Below are 19,509 nucleotides of genomic sequence, written 5' to 3'. Positions count from 1 at the left end.
GGGGTGCGATCGTCTACGAAATCAGCTCAGGTCGAACCGGTCGTTGTTCGCGACCTTGACCCACGCGGCGACGAAATCGTTGACAAACTTATCGGCCGCATCCTGCTGTGCGTAGACCTCGGAGATCGCGCGCAGCTGAGAGTGCGAACCGAACACCAGATCTGCGGCGGTCGCGGTCCACTTGGGCGCGCCGGTTTTGCGGTCGGTCCCTTGGTAGACATTCTCATCTGTCTCCGAGGTCTTCCACTCCGTGCCGATATCGAGCAGGTTGACGAAGAAGTCATTCGTCAACGTTCCCGGACGGTCGGTGAACACACCGTGCTTGGTGCCCCCGTGATTGGTGTCGAGAACACGCAGACCACCGAGGAGCACGGTCGTTTCCGGTGCGGTCAGGTCGAGCAGGTAGGCCCGTTCGAGGAGCAACTGCTCCAGTGGTGCCTTCTCTCCGGTGCGCGAGTAGTTCCGGAACCCGTCGGCCCGGGGCTCGAGCACCGCAAACGACTCGACATCGGTGTTCTCCTGGGAGGCATCTGTCCGGCCGGGGGCGAACGGCACGGTCACGGTCTGTCCGGCAGCCTGTGCCGCCTTCTCCACCGCCGCCGAGCCCGCCAGGACGATCAGATCTGCCAGCGAGATCTTCTTGCCACCCGAAGCCGAGCCGTTGAAGTCCTGCTGAATCTTTTCGAGGACCGGAAGCACCTTGGACAGTTCCGCGGGTTCGTTGATCTCCCAACCCTTTTGGGGTTCGAGGCGAATACGTGCGCCATTGGCCCCACCACGCTTGTCGGTACCGCGGAAGGTGCTCGCCGACGACCATGCCACGTTGACCAGCTGTGACACCGACAATCCCGAATCGAGGACCTTGCTCTTGAGAGATGCGACATCCTGGTCGTCGACCAACGGGTGATCGACTGCCGGAACCGGATCCTGCCAGAGCTGCGGCTCGGGAACCCAGGGACCCAGGTAGCGCGTCGCCGGGCCGAGATCACGGTGGAGCAACTTGTACCAGGCTTTTGCGAAAGCCACCTCGAGTTCTTCGGGGTGATCCAGCCACCGGCGGGTGATCGCACCGTATGCGGGGTCCTCACGCAGCGACACATCGGTGACCAGCATGGTCGGGGCGCGTCCCGGGCCACCGAACGGATCGGGGATGGTACCGGCGCCGGCGCCATCCTTTGCGGTGAACTGCCAGGCTCCGGCCGGACTCTTGGTCAGTTCCCACTCGAATCCGTACAGGTTCTGAAGGAAGCCGTTGCCCCACTGGGTAGGGGTCGCGGTCCACACCACTTCGAGGCCGCTGGTGACGGCGTCTTCGGCTTTGCCCTTGCCATAGGCGCTCTTCCAGCCCAGACCCTGCTGTTCGATCGGAGCACCCTCGGGCTCCGGGCCGACCGTCTCGGCGGTTCCGGCACCGTGCGTCTTGCCGAAGCTGTGCCCACCGATGATCAGCGCGGCGGTTTCCTCGTCGTTCATCGCCATGCGCTTGAATGTTTCGCGGATGTCGTGCGCGGCGGCAATCGGGTCCGGTTTACCTTCTGGACCTTCAGGATTCACATAGATCAGGCCCATGGTGGTGGCGCCGAACGGCTTGGCCAACTCACGCTCGCCGGAGTACCGCTTGTCGGTACCCTTCCATTCGGTTTCCTCGCCGAAGAGGATCTCTTCGGGTTCCCAGATGTCGGGGCGGCCGAATCCGAAGCCAAATGTCTTGAAACCCATTGACTCGAGCGCCGCATTGCCGGCGTACACCAGAAGGTCGGCCCACGAGATCTTGTTGCCGTACTTCTGTTTGACCGGCCAGAGCAGGCGGCGCGCCTTGTCGAGGTTGGCATTGTCGGGCCAGCTGTTCAGTGGCGCGAACCGCTGTGCGCCCTGACCGCCGCCGCCCCGGCCATCGAAAATGCGGTAAGTGCCGGCGGCGTGCCAGCTCAAACGGATGAACAGGCCACCGTAGTGCCCGTAGTCGGCGGGCCAGAAGTCTTGCGATGTCGTCATCACCGAGATGACGTCGGCCTTGAGCGCTTCGACGTCGAGCTTCGCGAACTCGGCTGCGTAATCGAAGTCTTCGCCGAGTGGGTTGGCCTTCGACGATTGGGCGTGCAGCACGGAAAGGTCGATCTGCTCGGGCCACCAGTCTTTGTTTGTCAGTGGTGCCTTCCCCTTGGGCGTAGGGGAGTCGATGACCGGATTCTCGCTTTCAGAAGCCACGGTATTCCTTTCGGACGGTAGTGAATTGGGCTGCGATCACTGGATGCGATCGGGTATTGCGGCGGGTTCGGTGCAGTTGGGACATCGACCCCAGTAGATGACCTCGGCCTCATCGAGAACGAAGCCATGGTCGTCGGAGGCTGTGAGACAAGGACGTTCGCCGGTTGCGCAATCTGCGTCGGCGATGGCACCACATATTCGGCACACGACGTGGTGGTGGTTGTCGCCCACTCGGCTCTCGTAACGGGCGACATGACCGGCGGGCTGTATCCGGCGAACCAGTTGCGCGGTGGTCAGCGCGTTCAGGACGTCGTATACAGCCTGGCGTGACACGGTGGGCAGAACTGCACGTACCACATCGAAGATGGTTTCGGTGTCGGCGTGTGGATTGCCATGGACAGCGTCCATCACCGCTATTCGCGGCCGGGTGACCCGAAGGTCTGAGCCGCGTAGCCGATCCGCGTTGTCCGGTGTGGGGGCCACGACTCCACGTTAGGCAAGTTCGCAGCCGTCAGTGTGGTGTTTTCTGGAATCAGTAAAAATAAAACGTGAACATCCGTGGTCGGAGCCAAGAATCATCGCGATTTGATCACTTGTAGATGGTCATGCGCGGCCACGGTGGCTGTTTGAATACCGCGGCTGTCCCCAATGTCGCGGCGACGAGCCCCGTGACAACCCCGATCATTGCGATTCGCCCGGAGTCGATGGCCGGTGTCCAGACGGTTTCACCGTTGGTGATGGTGTACAGCCCGACTGGGGTCGAACCACCTCGTAATGTGCGGCGCGACACCGGGATCACGGTCGTCTGGTCTTCAATCCTGACCGGCTCGCCGTACTGGAGACGGGGTCCCGCCGGGATCTGTTTCATCGGCTTGTCACCATGCTGGTTCGCGTCGGTCATCGGACAGTCCTCGCGGTCAGGTGTGTGCAGATGCTGTCGGCCCACGTCGTGATCTCGTCCACGTTGCGGTAGTCACCATCCTCGGCGTGCAGAGCCCTCATTGCGAGGCGCTCGGCGAAGTTCAGAACGGAGCGGTCGATTTTCCCGCCGAACATGTGGTGCTCGACCGCCCATGGAACGGTGGCCCACTTCGAGCTTTCGGCCTTGTCGGCAGGTGTGACCGGACCGCTGGAAAACAACCACACCGGGCGATCTTCGAGGTACATCAGTTCGCGGTCGACGAGTTTGTCGGCGCTCTTGAGCCATCGACCGAAATAGATTGCACTGCCCAGAACTACGGCGTCGTAGTCCATCACCGTGTCGACATCATTTGTGTCGAGCACCGTGACCTCGGCATCGACGCCACGCTCTTTCAGCCCGGTCGAGAGATCCGAGCCCAACTGCGTACCGATCTCGCGGGTTGCCCCGTGCTTGCTGGCAGTGGCGACGAGAATTCGCATTCTGCTCCCTGGTCGGTAGGCGGTTGCTGTCCACCTTGCCCGCCGAATGGAACGGGCGCCAGAGCAGATGTGCCCCAATCGCAGTTCTTCACCCCATTTTTACTCATCTCGGTTTACGCGCCGCGTGCGCGAAGGCTGCCATCGACGGGTACACCACCGAGTAGCTGAAGTCTCCGGAGGGCTCGGGGGTGGCACCCCACCCGGGGCGGTCGTGGCGGCGGTTGATCCACACTGAGTCGAGTCCGTGGCGTTTCGCTGGGACGTGATCATGGAACAGGCTCTGCGCCACATGGAGCAGTCGCTCTCGTGGGATGCCCATCTCATCGAGCGTGGCATCGAGCGCGTCGAAGTGGTTGGCCGCTGGTTTGTATGCGCCCACGTCCTCGGCGGTGATGATTCTGTCGAACTCGACATCAAGCCGGACGTTGCTGCCCGCGAAGCCTTCGCGGTGAACGTTGGACAGGATGATCAGCTCGTAGTCTTCGGCCAGGGAACGCAGCGCGGCGGGTGAATCCGGGAAGGCCGGCCACGACGGAACCGAATCACCCAAGCGCGCAGCCCATTGCCGGGAAACGTTCACTCCGAGGTCGTGTCCGGTGCGACGAAATGCGTTGGCCAGGATCGTCGGGTACAGAGCGGTTGGCCATTCGCGCTCGGCTTCGGCTTCATTGTCGGCGTATGCCAGTAGGAGCTGTTCGTCGGACAGGTCGAGTCCGGCCTCGGACGCCCAGGGGGCGAGCACGGCGGCGATGCCGGCCTCCCAGTCGATGAGCGTTCCGTAACAGTCGAAACTCAGGGCGTCGTAATTCGCGAAGTTCACGAGTCAGCTCCCGTTCAGGTGGTCTCTCGTCCGCCTCAGAGCATAGTTATGCACCCCGATGTAACGGCAGTGAGTGCACACTGGAGAACAACGTCCATGAGGAGTGAGATCTATGAGTGCCAACGGGCCATTCGGCTTCGATCCCGAAGATATCGACCGCATCGCGCGCGAAGCCGGTGACGGGCTCCGCGACCTGTTCGGCCAGGTGGCCAAAGGTGTGTCGAAATCGGGCGCTGAACAGCAATTCATGTCGTTCTTGAGCGAGTCCGGGTTCGGTAATTCCGGCGCCAGGGCCAAACCTTCCGCACCCACCCGCGAAACGGCGGGCGACACCGGTGACGGTGTGTGGGCGATCTACACGGTCGACGAGGATGGCTCCGCACGCATCGACCAGGTGTACTCATCGGAACTGGATGCGCTGAGGGCACACAAGGACAATCTGGACCCTCAGCGGAAGGTCCGGTTCCTGCCGTACGGCGTGTCTGTCGGTGTGCTCGACGACTCCGGTTCCTAGATCAACCCAGCTGTGCCGCGGCTAGCATGAACAAGTATGAGAAGGCGTACGGTAGCCGCGCTGGTGACTCTCGCAGGGATCTTGTTCATCGCAGGTATCGCGCCACCCGCATCGGCTGACGATGCGCCCGGGTTTGCTACGCCACGGTGGTCTGGCATTGATGCCCGCGAGACGTCGGCCCCAATCGGGTCCGAACGCGGTGCGCTGATTGCGCAGGCGCAACTCGACCCCACGCTTTCGCTACCCGAGGTGACCGACGCCCGCCGATTCCTTTATGCCACAAGCCGTTCCGCTGATGGCCCGGTCACGACCAGTAGCGCTGCCGTCTTTCTTCCCACCGGCACCGCACCCGAGGATGGCTGGCCCGTCATCGCCTGGGCTCACGGCACCACCGGACTCGGTGACGATTGCACACCGTCAGCACTGCCACGCTCCGAACGCGACGCGGCCTACCTCCAACATTGGCTGCGGCAGGGCTACGCCATCGTCGCCTCCGACTACGCGGGGCTCGGGACACCCGGCCTCATGCAATACCTCGGCCGAGAGGCGGCTGCCCGCAACATCGTGGACTCGGTGATCGCAGCACACGCTCTTGGCCTGCCGTTGGCAGAGCGGTGGGCCATCGTCGGCCAATCACAGGGTGCCGGAGCGGCGCTCAGTGCCGCGCATGTTGCGACCGCGCTGTCTGCAGGATCGGGACTCGATTACCGCGGGGTTGTTGCCACTGGCACACCCGCGTACATCAACTATCCGATTGACCTCCTCGGGCCCGACGTTCCACCGGCTACGTTGCCCGCCGGACTCAACAGCTACGTGCTGTACATACTTGCCGGGTTCCTCGACGCCCGGCCCGACATCGCCACTCGCTCTGCGTTGACTCCGCGCGCCGAGCAACTCATCGACCAGGCCAGAATTCTTTGTATCCCGGTGATGGCCGAAATCACCGAGGGCTTGGATTTGCGGACACTCTTCAGCAAGCCGCTGGCCGGGGTGCCGGGCTTGCCCGACGCCTTGAGTGACTACATGGCAATTCCGGACCGCGGTTATGACCGGCCGATCTTTCTCGGGCAAGGTCTGCTCGACCGGGATGTTCCGGCGCCGTTGTCGCTGACGTTGGCTGCCGCACTTGCCGCCAACGGACAACCGGTGACGTTGAATGTCTACCCGAAAGACCACAGCGGCACGGTGCTCACCTCTACAGTCGACTCGACGCCCTGGCTCGCTCGGTTGATGCACGGTTAGCCGAGTTCGGCCACGACACAAGACCTACACAGGAGTCCACCATGGTTATCGTCGCCGGCCACATCACCGTCGAATCCGGTCAACGTGACGCGTACCTGACCGGATGCGTGGATGTCGTTGCGCAGGCACGGAGCGCAGCGGGATGTCTCGACTTCGCCATCTCGGCAGACCTTGCCGACACCGGACGCATCAACATATTCGAACGATGGGAATCTCAGGCGTCGGTCGAAGATTTCCGGAGCAGCGGACCGAGCGACGATCAAAGAGCCGCAATACTTTCGGCGTCGGTCGCCGAATACGATGTAAGCGGGGAGCGATCGCTGTTCAGCGGATGATCCCAACGGCGTCGAATGCCCCACCGATCGCAGAGATCTTCGTGTCCCGCGGTTCCTGTTCCTCGCGACGGAACAGAGACTTGCCGGCCAATTCCACCGCACGGCGGCTGTCGCTGAAACCCGATGTCCGCGACAAGTTGTTGATGAGGGCCAGGTAGAAGAGTGCGCCGGACTCGGCCGGTGTGAACACGTGGGCCCCGCCGTCCCGGGCGGTGATCAGGTTGAATGCCGCCTTGTTGTGGATACCGCTGTTCTTGTGGACCCCGCCGTTGTCGGCGGCGGTGACGACAAAGTCATCCATGTGGGCGGGTTGCCCGCGAAGCGTCGGATCACTCAGGTCGCGCAGCGGTATCCCGGTTTCGTTCAGTTCTTCGCCCATCTCCCAGTCCCAGTTGTCGACGTTGGGCTCATGTGAATTGGCGATGATGATTCCGAATATGTCGGAGTACGACTCGTTGAGTGCACCCGACTCACCCTGATATTCAAGGCGTGCGGTATTGGAGGTCAGACCGTGGGTAATTTCATGGGCGACAACATCTTTGGCCACAGCATAGGAGCAGAGTTCTCCGTTCACGCGTCGCTGTCCGTAGACCATCTGGTTGCGGAACCAGGCGGCGTTGTGCCATTGATCGCTGTCGGGCTCGCGAACCGAGGTGCAGTTGATCGACGAGACGAAGGGGGCACCCCGGTTGTCGAGACCGTCACGGCGCAAGGTGTTGATCAGGTAATCGGCGACCTCCTGAGCGTTGGCGTGGGCGCTGACGGCTGCGGGATCCCACGGTTCGGGTGGGTTGGTGATCGGCTCGGAGCCGGGCAGGGAACCGAGTTGCGTTTCGATCCTGCCGAATTTGAAGTCGTAGGTCTTCACCCGCCGAATGGGGTCCACCAGCCTTTTGTTGCCGTTCTGGTCGCGCTCAGCCCGGATCTGCCGGTTGTGCCCCAACCCGTCGGTTGACTCCTGTTCGTCGAGCGTCCAGGAAACCGATTGCGTACGAGGTAGTTTGGCAATCAAGGCGCCAGAATTTGCGTCGACGACATAGTCGAACAATTGGGGCAAAGTGTCGCCCTGGTTGTCCTGCTTTGGGCTGCGGTGTTGTTCAACGTCTTTGGCAATGTATGCCAACCGCCACGTGGCCCCGCTGTCGCTGTTGTCGTAATAGAAGTACAGGCGGGGCGGTTCTGCGAGTGGCAGAGCATCCTGACCTGCGTCATCGGCGATCACCTCCTGGGCGCCGGCGGGCGATACCGTGGCCACCGCATCAACTCCGTCCGGGTTTCCGAGCGCGGAGTTCATCGCCAGCATGCTGTTCGTCTCGTCGAGCTCGATCGTCACCAACGATCCGTAAATCGGTATGTGCTGGCGGTATTGAGCGAACTTGACGACTGTTGTCTCCGTCAGCGGCATTGTTTCGGTACCGATTGTGCGGTACTCGGTGCCGGGACCGGCCCCATCCGCGGTGATCGTGGGGACCTCGGGACTCACGATCATTTGATCGAGATAACGTCGGGCGGCAGTTTCGGGATCCAGGTCCTCCGAGTTGACCGGAGCTGCCTCGCCGATCTTGACGACCTCGTCGTTCAGGGCCTCGAGTGTGGGCCCCTCCGTTGCGTCTTCACTGTGTAGCGCAAAGCTTGTCAGCCCGTTGTCGTACATTGCCGAGGTCTCCTGATCGAATGGATGCGGTGACTATTGGGTCATGCATCAATTATCGATCTGTATGTGCTTCCACACACGGGTAGTGCGCTACTCGAATTCTGTTACTTCGCCGAGGTCTGCTTCTCAAAGAAGCTGCGGACGTCGTCGACGAACAGTTCGGGCACCTCCATTGCAGCGAAATGACCGCCGCGCTCGAACTCCGACCAGTGATCGATGTCGTACAGCCGCTCGGCGAGTGGTCGCACCGACTGCGTTATGTCGTGCGCGAAGACTGCTACGCCAACCGGCACCGGGCACGGACCCACGTTCCGCACAGCGTCGTGGTGCAGTCGCGCCGCTGATGCGGCGGTGGCGGTGAGCCAGTACAGCGAAATGTCGGTGAGCAATCTTTCGTCACTGATGGACGAGCTCGGGTCTGTCCACTGGGCGAATCGCTCGGCGATCCAGGCGAGCTGGCCCACCGGAGAATCGGTGAGCGCGTATCCGATGGTCTGCGGAGTAAGGGCCTGCAGAGCCTGGAAGGGCGGTCGATTCGCCATCAGGCTCTTGATCTTCTCCAGTCTGGCTCTGTCGGATGCGGATAAATCGAAGTCCGCCTCGGGATCTGGCGGGGTCGGCAGATAATTGACATGTACGCCGACAAGCTGATCGGGAGCCGCTGTACCGAGCGCGATCGAGATACCCGAGCCGAAGTCGCCGCCCTGCGCGCCATAGTGCTCGTACCCGAGACGTCGCATCAGCTCGGCCCAGGCATGCGCGATCCGGACGATGCCCCAGCCGCGTTCGTGGGTTGGGCCGGAGAACCCATAGCCGGGGATGGATGGGATCACCAGATGGAAGTCTCGTGAGAGCGGCTCGATAACGTCGAGAAATTCCAGGAACGAACCAGGCCATCCGTGGGTCAGTATCAGGGCGAGTGCATCCGGTCGTTCGGATCGGACATGTACGAAATGGATGTTCTGGCCGTCGATCTCGGTTGTGAAGTGCGGCAGCTCGTTGAGTTTGGCTTCATGGTCGCGCCATTTGTAGGTGGTCAGCCAACAGTCGGCGAGTTCTTTGAGCCGGGCCATCGGAAAACCGTAGTCGGTCCCGGCGTCGGTGACCTCGTTCGGCCATCTGGTGCGGACGAGTCGATCGTTGAGGTCGTCGAGGTCGGCCTCGGGGACATTGATGCGGAAAGGCTTGATCATCGCCATACTCCAGAGATCTGAGCGACCAACAAACGTTGGTCGAACCAACGGTTACAGTTCGACGATACCATAACGTTGGTCAGACCAACGATATGATCGTGTGCCCGATCTGCTCGCATCCGCAGCGGCATCAAGAATCATTTGTCACCGTTGTTGCCGTTCCCTTTGTCCGGCTTCTTCTCTTTCTCCTTGTCTTTGTTCGAGTTGCCGTTGCCCGGTGTGGCGGTTGGTAGGGGAGCAACTGGTGGGGGAGCAGCCTCGGTGGTGATGGTCGGTGAGGTCTGTTCAGCCGGGGTTATCGGCGAAGACGTCGAGGCGCGCGTGTCGCTCGGCGTCGTGGCCGGAGCGTCCGTGTCGTCCGAATTCAGTGCCACTCCAAGAACACCCGCGGCGACCGCAACAATCGCAGCGGCGATTATCGCGAGAATCAGGACTGGACGCCGCCGTTTCCGAGGTGAAGGCTGGGGGCCGACGGTTGCGGCGGGTACCGGCGAGGTGAAGGCACGTGTCGCAACGGGCGCGGCCGGGGCCACTGGGGGCATCGCCACGGGCGGCAATGTCGCAGGGTCGACGAGAGCACGCCGCATCACGTCGGCATCCGGGAAGCGGGCCCTGGGATCAGGCGACATGGCCCGCTCGACGACCTCGATGAGACCGGGATCGGCAGTGGTCTGCAGAGTTCCGAGCGGCGGCGCCTCTTGGTTCAAGATGGCCCGCGCCACCGACAGGATGTTGTCGCCGCCGAACGGGCGATAGCCGGCGATCGCTTCGTACCCCACAATGCCCACCGCGTAGAGATCGTCGGTGACCACAGCTGGTTTTCCGTTTATCCGGTCAGGACTCAGGTAGGCGACCGTTCCGAGAACCTCGCCGGTTGCGGTCTGATTGGATTCGGCGGTTTTGGCGATTCCGAAGTCGGTGACCTTCACGGTCCCGGCCGTCGTGAAAAGCACGTTCCCAGGCTTGATGTCGCGATGGAGGACCCCGGCGGCATGTGCGGCGGCAAGCGCTGCCAGTACATCGGCCATCACTGCCCGGACCCGGCCCGGCGGTAGCGGTCCTTCGGCTATCTCATCGGCCAGGGTCCGTCCAGGTAGGCGTTCCATCACGATGAACGGAATGTCGGCATCCTCGCCGGTGTCATACACGGCCACCACATTCGGATGGTTGACGGTCGCTGCGGTACGGGCTTCGCTTTCGAAGCGCAGCCTGATATCAGCTGAGGCTGCGAGGTCGGGCCGCAGCACCTTTACCGCTATCGGACGTCCGAGCCGGGCATCCCATCCGTCATAGACATCGCCCATTCCGCCGTGACCCAACAGTCCGCGCAACTGATAGCGACCGGCGAGGGTTTCGGGAACGGGCATGTTGTCACGCTAGCGTGAACGGCTTCGAGCGCGCGACCACGACGGCTGTGCATCGGAAGTGGAAACAGCGATGATTTCGCCCGCGTCACCGGGTCTACCTTTTGACCGAGACAACCTACGCATCGGGAGCTGACCATGGGACTCATCCACATCGAGATGTTCGCAACCCTCGACCTCGTCGGACAGGCGCCTGGCGGCCCTGAGGAAGATCCAGAGGGTTTCTCGTTCGGCGGCTGGCAGGCACCGCTGATAGACGAGACCACCGGTGCGCAAATACTTGCCGCGTACGAGGGCACGGATGCCCTACTGCTGGGCCGGCGAACCTACGACATCTTTGCCGCCTACTGGCCGCACCAGGAGGGTGGCCAGGACAACGAGATCGCCACGCTCTTCAACAAGGTCCCGAAATACGTTGCCTCCCGCGGAAATCCCGACCTCCCGTGGGCCGGGTCCACACAACTCGGTCCGGATCTTTCCGCTGCGGTGCGCGAAATCCGTGACCGGCACGAGAACGTGAAGGTGGTCGGGAGCCTGAACTTCGTGCAGACCCTCCTACGCGAGAAACTCTTCGACCGCCTCGACCTCTGGGTGCACCCCATCGTGCTGGGTGTCGGAAAGAAGGTCTTCGACGATGGTGCAGTGCCCACCAACCTCACGCTCGTCGAACCGCCGATAGCCGTTCCGAACGGCACCGTGTATCTGCGTTACGGGCTAGCCGAGGGCACGCCCGAGACGGGGGATATGACCGCAGATCGCTGAGCGCGACGCCTGAAACACCTGAGGCGAGATTTTCGTTTGTGACAGTCCGGTTCTGGGTACTGACCCGACATGCCACTGGGTCGCCCTGGCTCAGCGCACGCCCGTCAGGGCCGACGGTGAGGACAACTGACGACATGGGTGATCGCGCGGCAGGGCATTTGGGCGATCATCCTGACGACACCGGCGATACCGCCGGAGCCGGCAACCGCGCCCCGCTCCTCGAGCCGCCGCGGTTGCGGACGCAAGACGATCGCGGAGCCACGCGGCTCGAGCTCTTTTTCGACCTCGCGTACGTCTTGGTCATCCATCAGCTTGCGCTCGCCCTGAACAAGGACCTCGGTTGGCACGGTGTCGCTGTCTTCACCGGACTATTCGTGGTCACGTGGTGGTCATGGGTGACCACCACGCTGTACGCAAACCGCTTCGACACCAACGACATCCTGTATCGCGTGCTCAAATTGGCGGCCACTTTCGCAGTCGCGGTGATGGCCGCCAGTGCATCCACCGCAATCGGCGGCGACGGAACCGTGGCGTTCGGTGTGGGTTACATCGCCACCAGAGTGATCCTGGCCGGACTGTATCTACGCGCGTGGCGGCACATCATCGACGCGCGAGTCACGATCAATCTGTATTTCGCAGCGACGGTCATCAGCATCGCGATCTGGACGATCGCACTGCTCACGCCCTCACCGATCACCTACATCCTGTGGGGGATCGGAATCGCGATAGAGGCGATGGCGCCGTTCGCGGCCACCCACTGGGGACCCGACTTGCCTTTGCACCTCGAGCACCTACCGGAACGTTTCGGCCTCTTCGTGATCCTGGTTCTCGGCGAGTCCATCTCGGCCATCGTGCTCGGGATGCAGGACACCCATTGGGATTGGTCGTCAACGTTGGTGGCCGCAGTGGGATTCACCATCGCCGCATCGGTGTGGTGGATGTACTTCGACATCGGTGGTGCCGAAGCCAAGACAGAGATACAGGAGGACGACAGCGCGGTCGGTAGTGGGCGCGCCGACGGCTACATCTACGGGCACTTGCCACTGGTATTGGGCGCCGCGCTACTCGGCGTGGGCATCGAGCAGTACGTCCTTCATCCAGTGGGTGAACTTTCTGCCGCCGGACGCTGGATCCTCTGCGGCGGTTTGGCGCTGTTCGTCACCGGCGTATGCGCCGTCCTCGGCTGGAGCTCCGGAAACTGGAAGACGACCATTCCGTGGCCGGCTTTGGCGATTCCCGTGGTCCTCGTCGTGGGACTCATCGACAGCGCACTTCCGTACGCCTCGGCGATCGTCCTGGCCGTCGGTTCGGTCCTCGTGGTGGTCACCGGAATCGTCCGTCGGCGTCGGAGTCCCGTAGAGACGACCGAGACCTGACCACTGCTGATGTGTAGCCCGGCGAGCAGAGGGTATCCGAGAAACAACCTGGCAATGGCCAAGGAGAACATGGATGCGAAAGAGGAGACATGGCGGAATATCGGGTGCTCAACCCTGACGAGGAAGTAATCGACGAAGTCGAGTTCAACAATGCCGAAGACGCCTACGAATGGTTCAAGAATCGTGAGGTCCCGTCCGGGCAGCTGGGTTTCCGCATGGAGGTCAACGTGGATGGCGACTGGCGATTCTTCGACCAAACCGACGGAACCAAGTCTCGCGGCTGATCAGGCATCGAGCTGCACGCGAGCGGCCGCCTATGCTGAGGGCTCGGAGCAAGGTCCTTTCATGACTCGCGAAATGAGATGAATGACCGACAAAGGAAATACCGTGACTCGGCTGACCGAGAGGTCGCCTGCCGGTGAATCCAAGCCCCGCGCCATCGCCCGCGTCGCGCTCGGATCGATGTTGGTATTTGCCGGTGTCAGTCATTTGACGTTCGCACGTCAAGACTTTCAGGCGCAGGTTCCGGATTTCGTTCCACTGAGCCCGGACGTCACAGTGGTGGCCTCCGGTGTCGTGGAAATCTTGCTCGGGACGGCAACCATCGCGCTGAAGAGTCGGCGAGCGGCGGTCGGAATCATCCTGGCTGCGTTCTTCGTCGCCGTCTTCCCGGGCAACATCGCGCAGTACGTCCACCACCGTGATGCCTTTGGTCTCGACACCGACCAAGCGCGAGCAACCCGGCTGATCTTCCAGCCTGTGCTGATCGCATGGGCGCTCTGGTCGACCGGTGCCTGGAGCGCACTACGCAAGCGATGAGGTTGAGGACATCGCCCCGGTACAGCCGCGGAATGGGCCGGATCAGCATCTGAGGTCGGTCATGAGCTGTTCGGCGTAGTCCCACAGTTCGTTTTCGCGCGCCCGGTCAAACGATTCGTCCGACGACCGGACCACTCGACCACGGTCGATGTAATCACCTGAAGTGGCGACCACGCTTCCGAGAGCGACGTCGGCGAGGTGACGCGCCGCAGCGCTCTTGGTGGCGGCGATCGGTGTCAGGGTCAACGCCGGCATCACTCGGCTGACGACAAACTGCTCGAACCGGCTCGCGTCGCGCGCCAGGCCGGTACCCGGAACGAATCCGGGGTTATAGGACACGATCTGCACGCTGTCCGGCAACTGGCGCGCGAAAGCGTGGACCAGGTAGATGACCGCCAATTTGCTTGTGGAATAAGCGGTTCGGCCGGCCACAGCTGACCCTGGATCTGGGAATGCACCGGGTGCCGCCAGCGTGGCGGGATGTCTCCATGCCGGCGCCGGAACCAATCCGAGGTTGTGTCGCAAATCCCCGAAGTGGGTGTCGCTCGAGGTCACGGTGATGCGTGCGCCGTCCTGAAGGCTGTCGGTGAGGCTTCGGATCAGGACGTGGTTGGCCAGGACATTCACCGCAAACGTCTCCTCGTAGCCGTCGGCCGTCGTCGTGAGTGCGCTGGTGAACTGGATCCCGGCGTTCGCGATGATTCCGGCCAGCGGTGGCAGGTCGCCGGAGCCGAGCAGGGCTGTCACGCGGTCGGCGGATGCATATACCTCGGCCGGCGACGAGAGGTCGGTGGTGATGACGGTGACAGTGCCACCACGGCTTCGTAGTTCGGCGGCAACGTCGTCGGCCCCGCCGCGGGCGAGTAGAACCAGATGGATGTCGGGACGCCGGGACACGACGTTCGCGGCGGCCAGCCGGCCGATCCCGCGGGTGGCGCCGGTCATCACCAAAGTCCGGATGGGCATCAAAGGAACTCGCTTTCGGCGGTTGCGTCTTGTCTGTTGAAGTGTCATCCGATGAGATCGGGTCGGCCAGATCACCGGCGGACATAGGGACTGGCAGTACCAGGCTTGATGCGGCGCGTTGTCGCACAATGGACCGGTGACAACATCACGAGTGGATGCGGGGGAGCTGATCCGCCGGTGGCGTGATCGACTCGATCCGGCCGACGCCGGCATCACTGTGAGTACGCGACGTCGTGTTCCGGGTGTGCGCCGTGAGGAACTCGCGCAACTCGCCGGAGTGTCGGTTGACTACCTGATCCGGCTCGAACAGGGACGGGCCACCCGACCGACCGGTGCGGTGATCGGCTCGTTGGCGAGGGCATTGCGGTTGAGCCGGGCTGAGCGTGATCACCTGTTCCGGGCCGCCGGGTTGCTGCCGCCGGGGGATCGCCTCATCGACGATCACATCTCACCTGGGGTGGCGCGGATCCTGAGCCGGCTGGGTGATCAACCTCTCGCGGTGTATGCCGCCGATTGGCAGCTCATCCGGTGGACGAACTCGTGGGCGGCCTTGCTCGGCGATCCGACCGCGGTATCGGCGTCCGATCGCAACCTTGTCCGCGTCGTATTCACTTGTGACATCGGGCAATACGTCCGGTCGGAGAGGGATGCGCACCACTTGGAGTCGGCGTTGGTGTCCGACCTGCGCGAGGCCGCGGCCAGATACCCGTCGGACCCGCGGGTGCGTGGCCTGATCGACGAGATGAACGCGCATCACCCACGATTCGCCGAACTGTGGCAGCGCGCCGCTGTCGGTGTTCATGCCGCTGATCGCAAGACCATCAGTCACCCGACGGTCGGCGACATCACTCTGGACTGCGACGTCCTGATGATTCCGGGTTCGGATCTGAAGCTCGTCCTGTATTCCGCCACACCCGGCAGTCGAGACTACGAACTCCTCGAATTCCTACGCGTGGTCGAACCGGTGACGAGCCGGGACTGATCGCATCCAGGTTCCGACCTGAAATGTGCCGCATAGCGAGACACTGAGATACAGAACGTAATTCACGTTCCAGCCAGAATCGTCGGCGCTCAATCGTCTCGACCTCTACAGTGATGTAAAGCACAGTAGTGGGCCGGGGGATCGCACGCCCCGCCCGACGAACCAGGGGATGCGCCAATGACAGTCGCTGCAGAGTCGACCGGCAACCTTCACGGTGAACCGATGCGTTCCGGTCGCAATACCTGGAACAACCAGGTACGACGACACGCCCTGATGGCACCAGACCAGATTGCTGTGAAGTACCTCGATGCCGCAACCACCTGGCGTGAACTCGACGACCGGTCGCACCGGTTCGCCGCGGCTTTGCAACGCCGTGGCGTCCAATTCGGCGATCGCATCCTGATCGCATTACTCAATCGCACCGAATACGTCGAGGCGGTGCTCGGGGCGAATCTGATTGGTGCGATCCCGGTACCGGTCAACATTCGCATGAGCCCGGCGGAGGTCGGCTACCTGGTCGAGGACAGTGGCGCCACGATCATTCTCACCGAGAAACTATTGGCGCCGTTGGCAGACGCGGTGCGGGCGTCCACCGGAGCCATCGACACCACCATCGTCGTTGACGCCGGCGACAGTGGCGATCACCTCGACTACGAAGCGCTCCTCGCGGAGGATCCTGCGGATCTGGCTGAGGTCGACATCCCCGAAGACACCGTCGCACTCATCATGTACACCTCGGGAACCACTGGAAAACCCAAGGGCGCCATGTTGACCCACCTCAACTTGCAATCCCAGGCAATGACCACGATCAATGCGTCCGATGGCCAACCGGGCGACATAGCCTCAGTGGTGCCCCCCATCTTTCACATCGCCGGCATTGCCGCTTTCGCGCCGGTCTTCTATCGCGGCATCCAGGCGGTCATCCATCCGCTCGGCGCATTTGATCCTGATGCCATGCTCGACACCTTGGAGCGTGAAGGCGTTACATCGGTCTTCATGGTGCCGGCCCAGTGGCAGGCAGTCTGTGCGGCGCAGCGAGCCAAACCCCGTGATCTCAAGCTGCGGACGATCAGTTGGGGAGCGGCCCCAGCCCCCGATACCGTGCTCCGCGCCATGAATGAGTTGTTCCCGGACGCACTCAACATGACTGCGTTCGGACAGACCGAGATGTCGCCGGTGACAACCCTTCTCGAAGGTCAAGACGCCATCCGGAAGATCGGCTCGATCGGCAAAGTGGTGCCGGCGGTGACAGCTCGCATCGTCGATCCGCTGATGGATGACGTCAAACCCGGCGAAGTGGGCGAGATTGTCTATCGCGGGCCCAATTTGATGAAGGGCTACTGGCAGAATCCGCAGGCTACCGCAGAGGCGTTCCGGGGTGGGTGGTTCCACTCCGGAGATCTGGTCCGGCAAGACGACGAGGGTTTCCTCTATGTCGTCGACCGCGCCAAGGACATGATCATTTCCGGTGGCGAAAACATCTACTGCGCCGAAGTCGAGAACGTGCTCTACAGCCATCCCGCCATCGCCGAAGCCGCGATCATCGGTCGGGCACACCCGAAGTGGGGTGAAGTGCCGGTGGCAGTCGTGGTCCTGGCCGACAGTGCTGACTCGCTCACCCTCGACGAACTCGGACCTCACCTCAACGAGAACTTGGCGCGCTTCAAACACCCCAAGGACCTCGTAGTCGTCGACGAACTACCACGCAATCCCGGCGGCAAGGTCGTCAAGCACAAGCTCCGCGCAGCGTACGGCAGCAAGGACGCCGGATTGGCTCACTGATTCCACCGAGTATCAAGATGAGTGCAGCCGTGATGTGTCAGCGTCGAGTTCGTCTGCGATCTTCGCGAGGCCGACCCGACCATCTCAGTCGACATCGACAAGGCGCACCACCACGGCGGCCGACCTCACTCAGCAGAGGGTAGAGCCGTTCCGTAACTGGACCGATGGAGGCATCGAATACCTGCGATCCAAGTTCGCGATCATGACCGAGTTCATCAGCCGGGCAGCAGAACTCAACAACCACGTTGTAGTGGAACTCGTGTAACTCGGGGCTACGAGTCCGAAGAGTTGATCGAGCTCAGGCGCCGTCAAGCGAGTTCTCGGAGGGCCGGCGGCCAGTGATCAACTCGGTCATCTCGTTCACCCAGGTGTCGTCGAGGGCGGCGTCCTGGCGAATGAGGATGCGGAAAATTGCGGTGCCCGCGACCACCTCGACGAGCATGGGCAATTGGTCATCGTCGCGGCGCTCCTGACCGAAACGAGATTCGAAAGCGGTCAGATTCCCGGCCAATCGGGCGATCATCATGTTGTGCAGTTCGGGGTCGGCAACGGTGTCGGCGATCAGACCCGGCAATGCCAATCGCACCTCAGGTCTGTCGAACATCACCCGGATTGTCTCGACCAGAGCCCGGATCTCGTTGCGGATGTCGCCCGAATGGTCCGGTGTGGGAATCGATTCGCCGAACAACACTGCCTCGTGGACAAGTTGCGCCTTGCCCGACCATCGCCGGTAGATGGCAGCCGTGGTGGTCTCGGCGCGCGCGGCGATGGCCGACAACGACAACGCGGAATAGCCCGTCTCGAGAATCAATTCTCGGGTGGCGGCAATGATCGCGGCATCGATCCTGCCGTCGCGTGGCCGCCCCGGCGCCGCCTGCACAGACCTCTTGCCATCCTTCGGCCTTTCTGCTGTCATGACTTCATCCTAGTTCCAATATAGTTTGCATCGTATTTGAGGGAGTGCTTGTGAACTTGAGCCCGCTCGACGAGTATCCGATTCATCAGGCGCCTGTGCCGTTGACCTGGCCGGCCACGTCCGATCGAAACTTCTACGACCGGTCGTACTTCAACGTGCTCGACCGGGACGGCCGCTTCATGGCGCTCACCGGAATCGGGTACTACCCGCGCCTCGGCATCAAAGACGCCTACTTCGTCGTCCGTCGCGGAGACATGCAGACCGCGCTACACCTGAGCGACGCGATCGACGACGACCGCCTTCATCAGAACGTCAACGGCTACCGTCTCGAAGTCATCGAACCACTGCAGGAGATGCACCTGACACTGGCGCAGACCGAGGGAATTTCCGCAGACCTCACTTGGCGCGGGCTGTTTCCTGCGGCTCTGGAGAAGCCGCACGAGATGCTCACCGAGCGGCGAGTGACGTTGCAGGCGTGCCGCTTCGCCCAGGTCGGCTCATGGGAGGGATGGATTGATGTCGACGGCGAACGGCTGGAGGTCAGTCATGACACCAGCGTGGCGAGCCGCGACCGATCGTGGGGGATACGACCTGTCGGTGAGGCCGAGCCGGCCGGTCGGCCAGACGCTTCGTTTCGCGGAATGTGGTGGCTCTACCTGCCCTTGGCCTTCGACGACTACCAACTGTTCCTGATCCTGCAAGAGGATTCCGATGGCCACCGTAGCCTCTACGACTGCACACGCCGCTGGAGAGACGGCCGCGTCGAACAACTCGACGGAGTGCGCGCGACCATCGACTACAAGACCGGAACCAGGATTCCGCAGGGCGCCCATGTCGAGTTCATGAACCGCGCAGGGGACCGAATCCAACTCGATGTCGAATCGAAGTTGTTCGCGCCTATCGCTTTCGGGTCGGGGTACGGAGGCGACTCCTCGTGGGCACACGGCAGCTGGAAGGGCGGTCCGTTCGCCGAACGCGTCAGCTTCGACCTCACGGACCCGGAGGTGATGGCCCGAGCGCCGTTCAGTCTCATCGACCACGTCGGCAAAGCTGTGTGCACTGAAGCCGACGGGACGATCCGCGAGGGTGCGGGTTTGTTCGAGCACGGCGTGATCGGCCCGCACCACCCGTCGGGCTTCTCCGACTGGACAGACGTAGCGGACTAGGCGCGACTT

General features: G+C 62.4%; 19 protein-coding genes and 1 pseudogene. 10 read left to right on the top strand and 10 right to left on the bottom strand.

All coding sequences use genetic code 11. From position 1 onward, the window contains the following. Nucleotides 1–21: 21 nt before the first annotated feature. From katG to H290_RS0114700, 5 genes and pseudogenes are all read right to left on the bottom strand, one after another. Nucleotides 22–2,208, bottom strand: coding sequence for a catalase/peroxidase HPI (katG, locus tag H290_RS28645; RefSeq protein ID WP_020107579.1), 2,187 nt, complete (start codon nucleotides 2,206–2,208; stop codon nucleotides 22–24). Beyond that, nucleotides 2,198–2,691, bottom strand: a pseudogene (locus H290_RS0114715) (Fur family transcriptional regulator). Before H290_RS0114715 ends, katG begins: the two are co-directional and overlap by 11 nt. Before the next feature lie 106 nt (nucleotides 2,692–2,797). Further along, on the bottom strand, nucleotides 2,798–3,076 hold the full coding sequence (locus H290_RS0114710) for a hypothetical protein (RefSeq protein ID WP_028463207.1): 279 nt from the start codon (nucleotides 3,074–3,076) through the stop codon (nucleotides 2,798–2,800). A 29-nt stretch (nucleotides 3,077–3,105) separates the two neighbouring features. Next, a complete protein-coding gene (locus H290_RS0114705) occupies nucleotides 3,106–3,609 on the bottom strand; it encodes a flavodoxin domain-containing protein (RefSeq protein WP_020107576.1) in 504 nt (167 codons plus the stop codon). A 103-nt stretch (nucleotides 3,610–3,712) separates the two neighbouring features. Continuing rightward, nucleotides 3,713–4,429 carry a haloacid dehalogenase type II gene (locus H290_RS0114700; protein WP_020107575.1) on the bottom strand — a complete coding sequence of 239 codons (717 nt, stop codon included), beginning with the start codon at nucleotides 4,427–4,429 and terminating at the stop codon, nucleotides 3,713–3,715. 112 nt (nucleotides 4,430–4,541) lie between these two features. On the opposite strand from H290_RS0114700, the gene H290_RS0114695 reads away from it, so the two are divergent. From H290_RS0114695 to H290_RS0114685, 3 genes are read left to right on the top strand one after another with little or no spacing between them, the layout of a single operon-like run. After that, on the top strand, nucleotides 4,542–4,943 hold the full coding sequence (locus H290_RS0114695; protein ID WP_020107574.1) for a hypothetical protein: 402 nt from the start codon (nucleotides 4,542–4,544) through the stop codon (nucleotides 4,941–4,943). 36 nt (nucleotides 4,944–4,979) lie between these two features. After that, nucleotides 4,980–6,185: a S9 family peptidase gene (locus H290_RS0114690; protein WP_028463206.1), complete on the top strand. Its 1,206-nt coding sequence runs from the start codon at nucleotides 4,980–4,982 to the stop codon at nucleotides 6,183–6,185. Between the two features lie 41 nt (nucleotides 6,186–6,226). After that, nucleotides 6,227–6,520, top strand: a complete 294-nt coding sequence (locus H290_RS0114685) for a putative quinol monooxygenase (RefSeq protein ID WP_020107572.1) — start codon at nucleotides 6,227–6,229, stop codon at nucleotides 6,518–6,520. Here H290_RS0114685 and H290_RS0114680 read toward each other — a convergent pair. From H290_RS0114680 to H290_RS0114670, 3 genes are all read right to left on the bottom strand, one after another. Then, nucleotides 6,510–8,174: a M4 family metallopeptidase gene (locus H290_RS0114680; RefSeq protein WP_020107571.1), complete on the bottom strand. Its 1,665-nt coding sequence runs from the start codon at nucleotides 8,172–8,174 to the stop codon at nucleotides 6,510–6,512. The two genes, H290_RS0114685 and H290_RS0114680, sit on opposite strands and share 11 nt — an antisense overlap. Before the next feature lie 104 nt (nucleotides 8,175–8,278). Continuing rightward, nucleotides 8,279–9,367 carry an epoxide hydrolase family protein gene (locus H290_RS0114675; RefSeq protein ID WP_028463205.1) on the bottom strand — a complete coding sequence of 363 codons (1,089 nt, stop codon included), beginning with the start codon at nucleotides 9,365–9,367 and terminating at the stop codon, nucleotides 8,279–8,281. A gap of 137 nt (nucleotides 9,368–9,504) precedes the next feature. Continuing rightward, nucleotides 9,505–10,734 carry a serine/threonine-protein kinase gene (locus H290_RS0114670; protein WP_020107569.1) on the bottom strand — a complete coding sequence of 410 codons (1,230 nt, stop codon included), beginning with the start codon at nucleotides 10,732–10,734 and terminating at the stop codon, nucleotides 9,505–9,507. Between the two features lie 135 nt (nucleotides 10,735–10,869). Between H290_RS0114670 and H290_RS0114665 the strand changes: the two genes are divergently transcribed. The 4 genes from H290_RS0114665 (at nucleotide 10,870) to H290_RS0114650 (ending at nucleotide 13,688) form a co-directional block, all read left to right on the top strand. Then, a complete protein-coding gene (locus H290_RS0114665; protein ID WP_020107568.1) occupies nucleotides 10,870–11,493 on the top strand; it encodes a dihydrofolate reductase family protein in 624 nt (207 codons plus the stop codon). A 134-nt stretch (nucleotides 11,494–11,627) separates the two neighbouring features. Next, the gene (locus tag H290_RS0114660) at nucleotides 11,628–12,869 is read left to right on the top strand and encodes a low temperature requirement protein A (RefSeq protein ID WP_020107567.1); all 1,242 of its coding nucleotides are present in this window, start codon (nucleotides 11,628–11,630) and stop codon (nucleotides 12,867–12,869) included. Between the two features lie 89 nt (nucleotides 12,870–12,958). Next, entirely contained in the window at nucleotides 12,959–13,153 is a 195-nt protein-coding gene (locus H290_RS0114655; RefSeq protein WP_020107566.1) for a hypothetical protein, read from the top strand. A gap of 82 nt (nucleotides 13,154–13,235) precedes the next feature. Then, the gene (locus H290_RS0114650; RefSeq protein WP_020107565.1) at nucleotides 13,236–13,688 is read left to right on the top strand and encodes a DoxX family membrane protein; all 453 of its coding nucleotides are present in this window, start codon (nucleotides 13,236–13,238) and stop codon (nucleotides 13,686–13,688) included. Nucleotides 13,689–13,730: 42 nt separating this feature from the next. Here the strand turns inward: H290_RS0114650 and H290_RS0114645 are convergent, their stop codons facing one another. Further along, complete coding sequence (locus tag H290_RS0114645; RefSeq protein ID WP_036519074.1) at nucleotides 13,731–14,654, bottom strand: SDR family NAD(P)-dependent oxidoreductase; 924 nt, start codon at nucleotides 14,652–14,654, stop codon at nucleotides 13,731–13,733. 136 nt (nucleotides 14,655–14,790) lie between these two features. On the opposite strand from H290_RS0114645, the gene H290_RS0114640 reads away from it, so the two are divergent. Together H290_RS0114640 and fadD5 are read left to right on the top strand one after the other, a co-directional pair. Beyond that, nucleotides 14,791–15,636 carry a helix-turn-helix transcriptional regulator gene (locus tag H290_RS0114640; RefSeq protein WP_155976856.1) on the top strand — a complete coding sequence of 282 codons (846 nt, stop codon included), beginning with the start codon at nucleotides 14,791–14,793 and terminating at the stop codon, nucleotides 15,634–15,636. Nucleotides 15,637–15,813: 177 nt separating this feature from the next. Beyond that, the gene (gene fadD5, locus H290_RS0114635) at nucleotides 15,814–17,418 is read left to right on the top strand and encodes a fatty-acid--CoA ligase FadD5 (protein WP_020107562.1); all 1,605 of its coding nucleotides are present in this window, start codon (nucleotides 15,814–15,816) and stop codon (nucleotides 17,416–17,418) included. A 298-nt stretch (nucleotides 17,419–17,716) separates the two neighbouring features. On the opposite strand, the gene H290_RS0114625 is transcribed toward fadD5, so the two are convergent. Continuing rightward, a complete protein-coding gene (locus H290_RS0114625; protein ID WP_028463202.1) occupies nucleotides 17,717–18,334 on the bottom strand; it encodes a TetR-like C-terminal domain-containing protein in 618 nt (205 codons plus the stop codon). Between the two features lie 50 nt (nucleotides 18,335–18,384). Here H290_RS0114625 and H290_RS0114620 point away from each other — a divergent pair, with 50 nt between their 5' ends. Further along, a complete protein-coding gene (locus H290_RS0114620) occupies nucleotides 18,385–19,500 on the top strand; it encodes a hypothetical protein (protein WP_020107559.1) in 1,116 nt (371 codons plus the stop codon). Nucleotides 19,501–19,509 lie beyond the last annotated feature (9 nt).

The organism is Nocardia sp. 348MFTsu5.1, from assembly GCF_000383535.1.
Taxonomy (GTDB): domain Bacteria; phylum Actinomycetota; class Actinomycetes; order Mycobacteriales; family Mycobacteriaceae; genus Williamsia; species Williamsia faeni.
This window is presented reverse-complemented; position numbering and strand designations above follow the sequence as displayed.

What these genes read in the sequence shown, in the direction of transcription:
- H290_RS0114665 (WP_020107568.1), top strand. Translation starts at nt 10,870, where the DNA reads ATGGGACTCATCCACATCGAGATGTTCGCAACCCTCGACCTCGTCGGA.
- H290_RS0114710 (WP_028463207.1), bottom strand. Translation starts at nt 3,076, where the DNA reads ATGAAACAGATCCCGGCGGGACCCCGTCTCCAGTACGGCGAGCCGGTC.
- H290_RS0114705 (WP_020107576.1), bottom strand. Translation starts at nt 3,609, where the DNA reads ATGCGAATTCTCGTCGCCACTGCCAGCAAGCACGGGGCAACCCGCGAG.
- H290_RS0114655 (WP_020107566.1), top strand. Translation starts at nt 12,959, where the DNA reads ATGGCGGAATATCGGGTGCTCAACCCTGACGAGGAAGTAATCGACGAA.
- H290_RS0114685 (WP_020107572.1), top strand. Translation starts at nt 6,227, where the DNA reads ATGGTTATCGTCGCCGGCCACATCACCGTCGAATCCGGTCAACGTGAC.
- H290_RS0114625 (WP_028463202.1), bottom strand. Translation starts at nt 18,334, where the DNA reads ATGACAGCAGAAAGGCCGAAGGATGGCAAGAGGTCTGTGCAGGCGGCG.
- fadD5 (WP_020107562.1), top strand. Translation starts at nt 15,814, where the DNA reads ATGACAGTCGCTGCAGAGTCGACCGGCAACCTTCACGGTGAACCGATG.
- H290_RS0114660 (WP_020107567.1), top strand. Translation starts at nt 11,628, where the DNA reads ATGGGTGATCGCGCGGCAGGGCATTTGGGCGATCATCCTGACGACACC.
- H290_RS0114675 (WP_028463205.1), bottom strand. Translation starts at nt 9,367, where the DNA reads ATGATCAAGCCTTTCCGCATCAATGTCCCCGAGGCCGACCTCGACGAC.
- H290_RS0114695 (WP_020107574.1), top strand. Translation starts at nt 4,542, where the DNA reads ATGAGTGCCAACGGGCCATTCGGCTTCGATCCCGAAGATATCGACCGC.
- H290_RS0114650 (WP_020107565.1), top strand. Translation starts at nt 13,236, where the DNA reads ATGACCGACAAAGGAAATACCGTGACTCGGCTGACCGAGAGGTCGCCT.
- H290_RS0114670 (WP_020107569.1), bottom strand. Translation starts at nt 10,734, where the DNA reads ATGCCCGTTCCCGAAACCCTCGCCGGTCGCTATCAGTTGCGCGGACTG.
- H290_RS0114680 (WP_020107571.1), bottom strand. Translation starts at nt 8,174, where the DNA reads ATGTACGACAACGGGCTGACAAGCTTTGCGCTACACAGTGAAGACGCA.
- H290_RS0114690 (WP_028463206.1), top strand. Translation starts at nt 4,980, where the DNA reads ATGAGAAGGCGTACGGTAGCCGCGCTGGTGACTCTCGCAGGGATCTTG.
- H290_RS0114645 (WP_036519074.1), bottom strand. Translation starts at nt 14,654, where the DNA reads ATGCCCATCCGGACTTTGGTGATGACCGGCGCCACCCGCGGGATCGGC.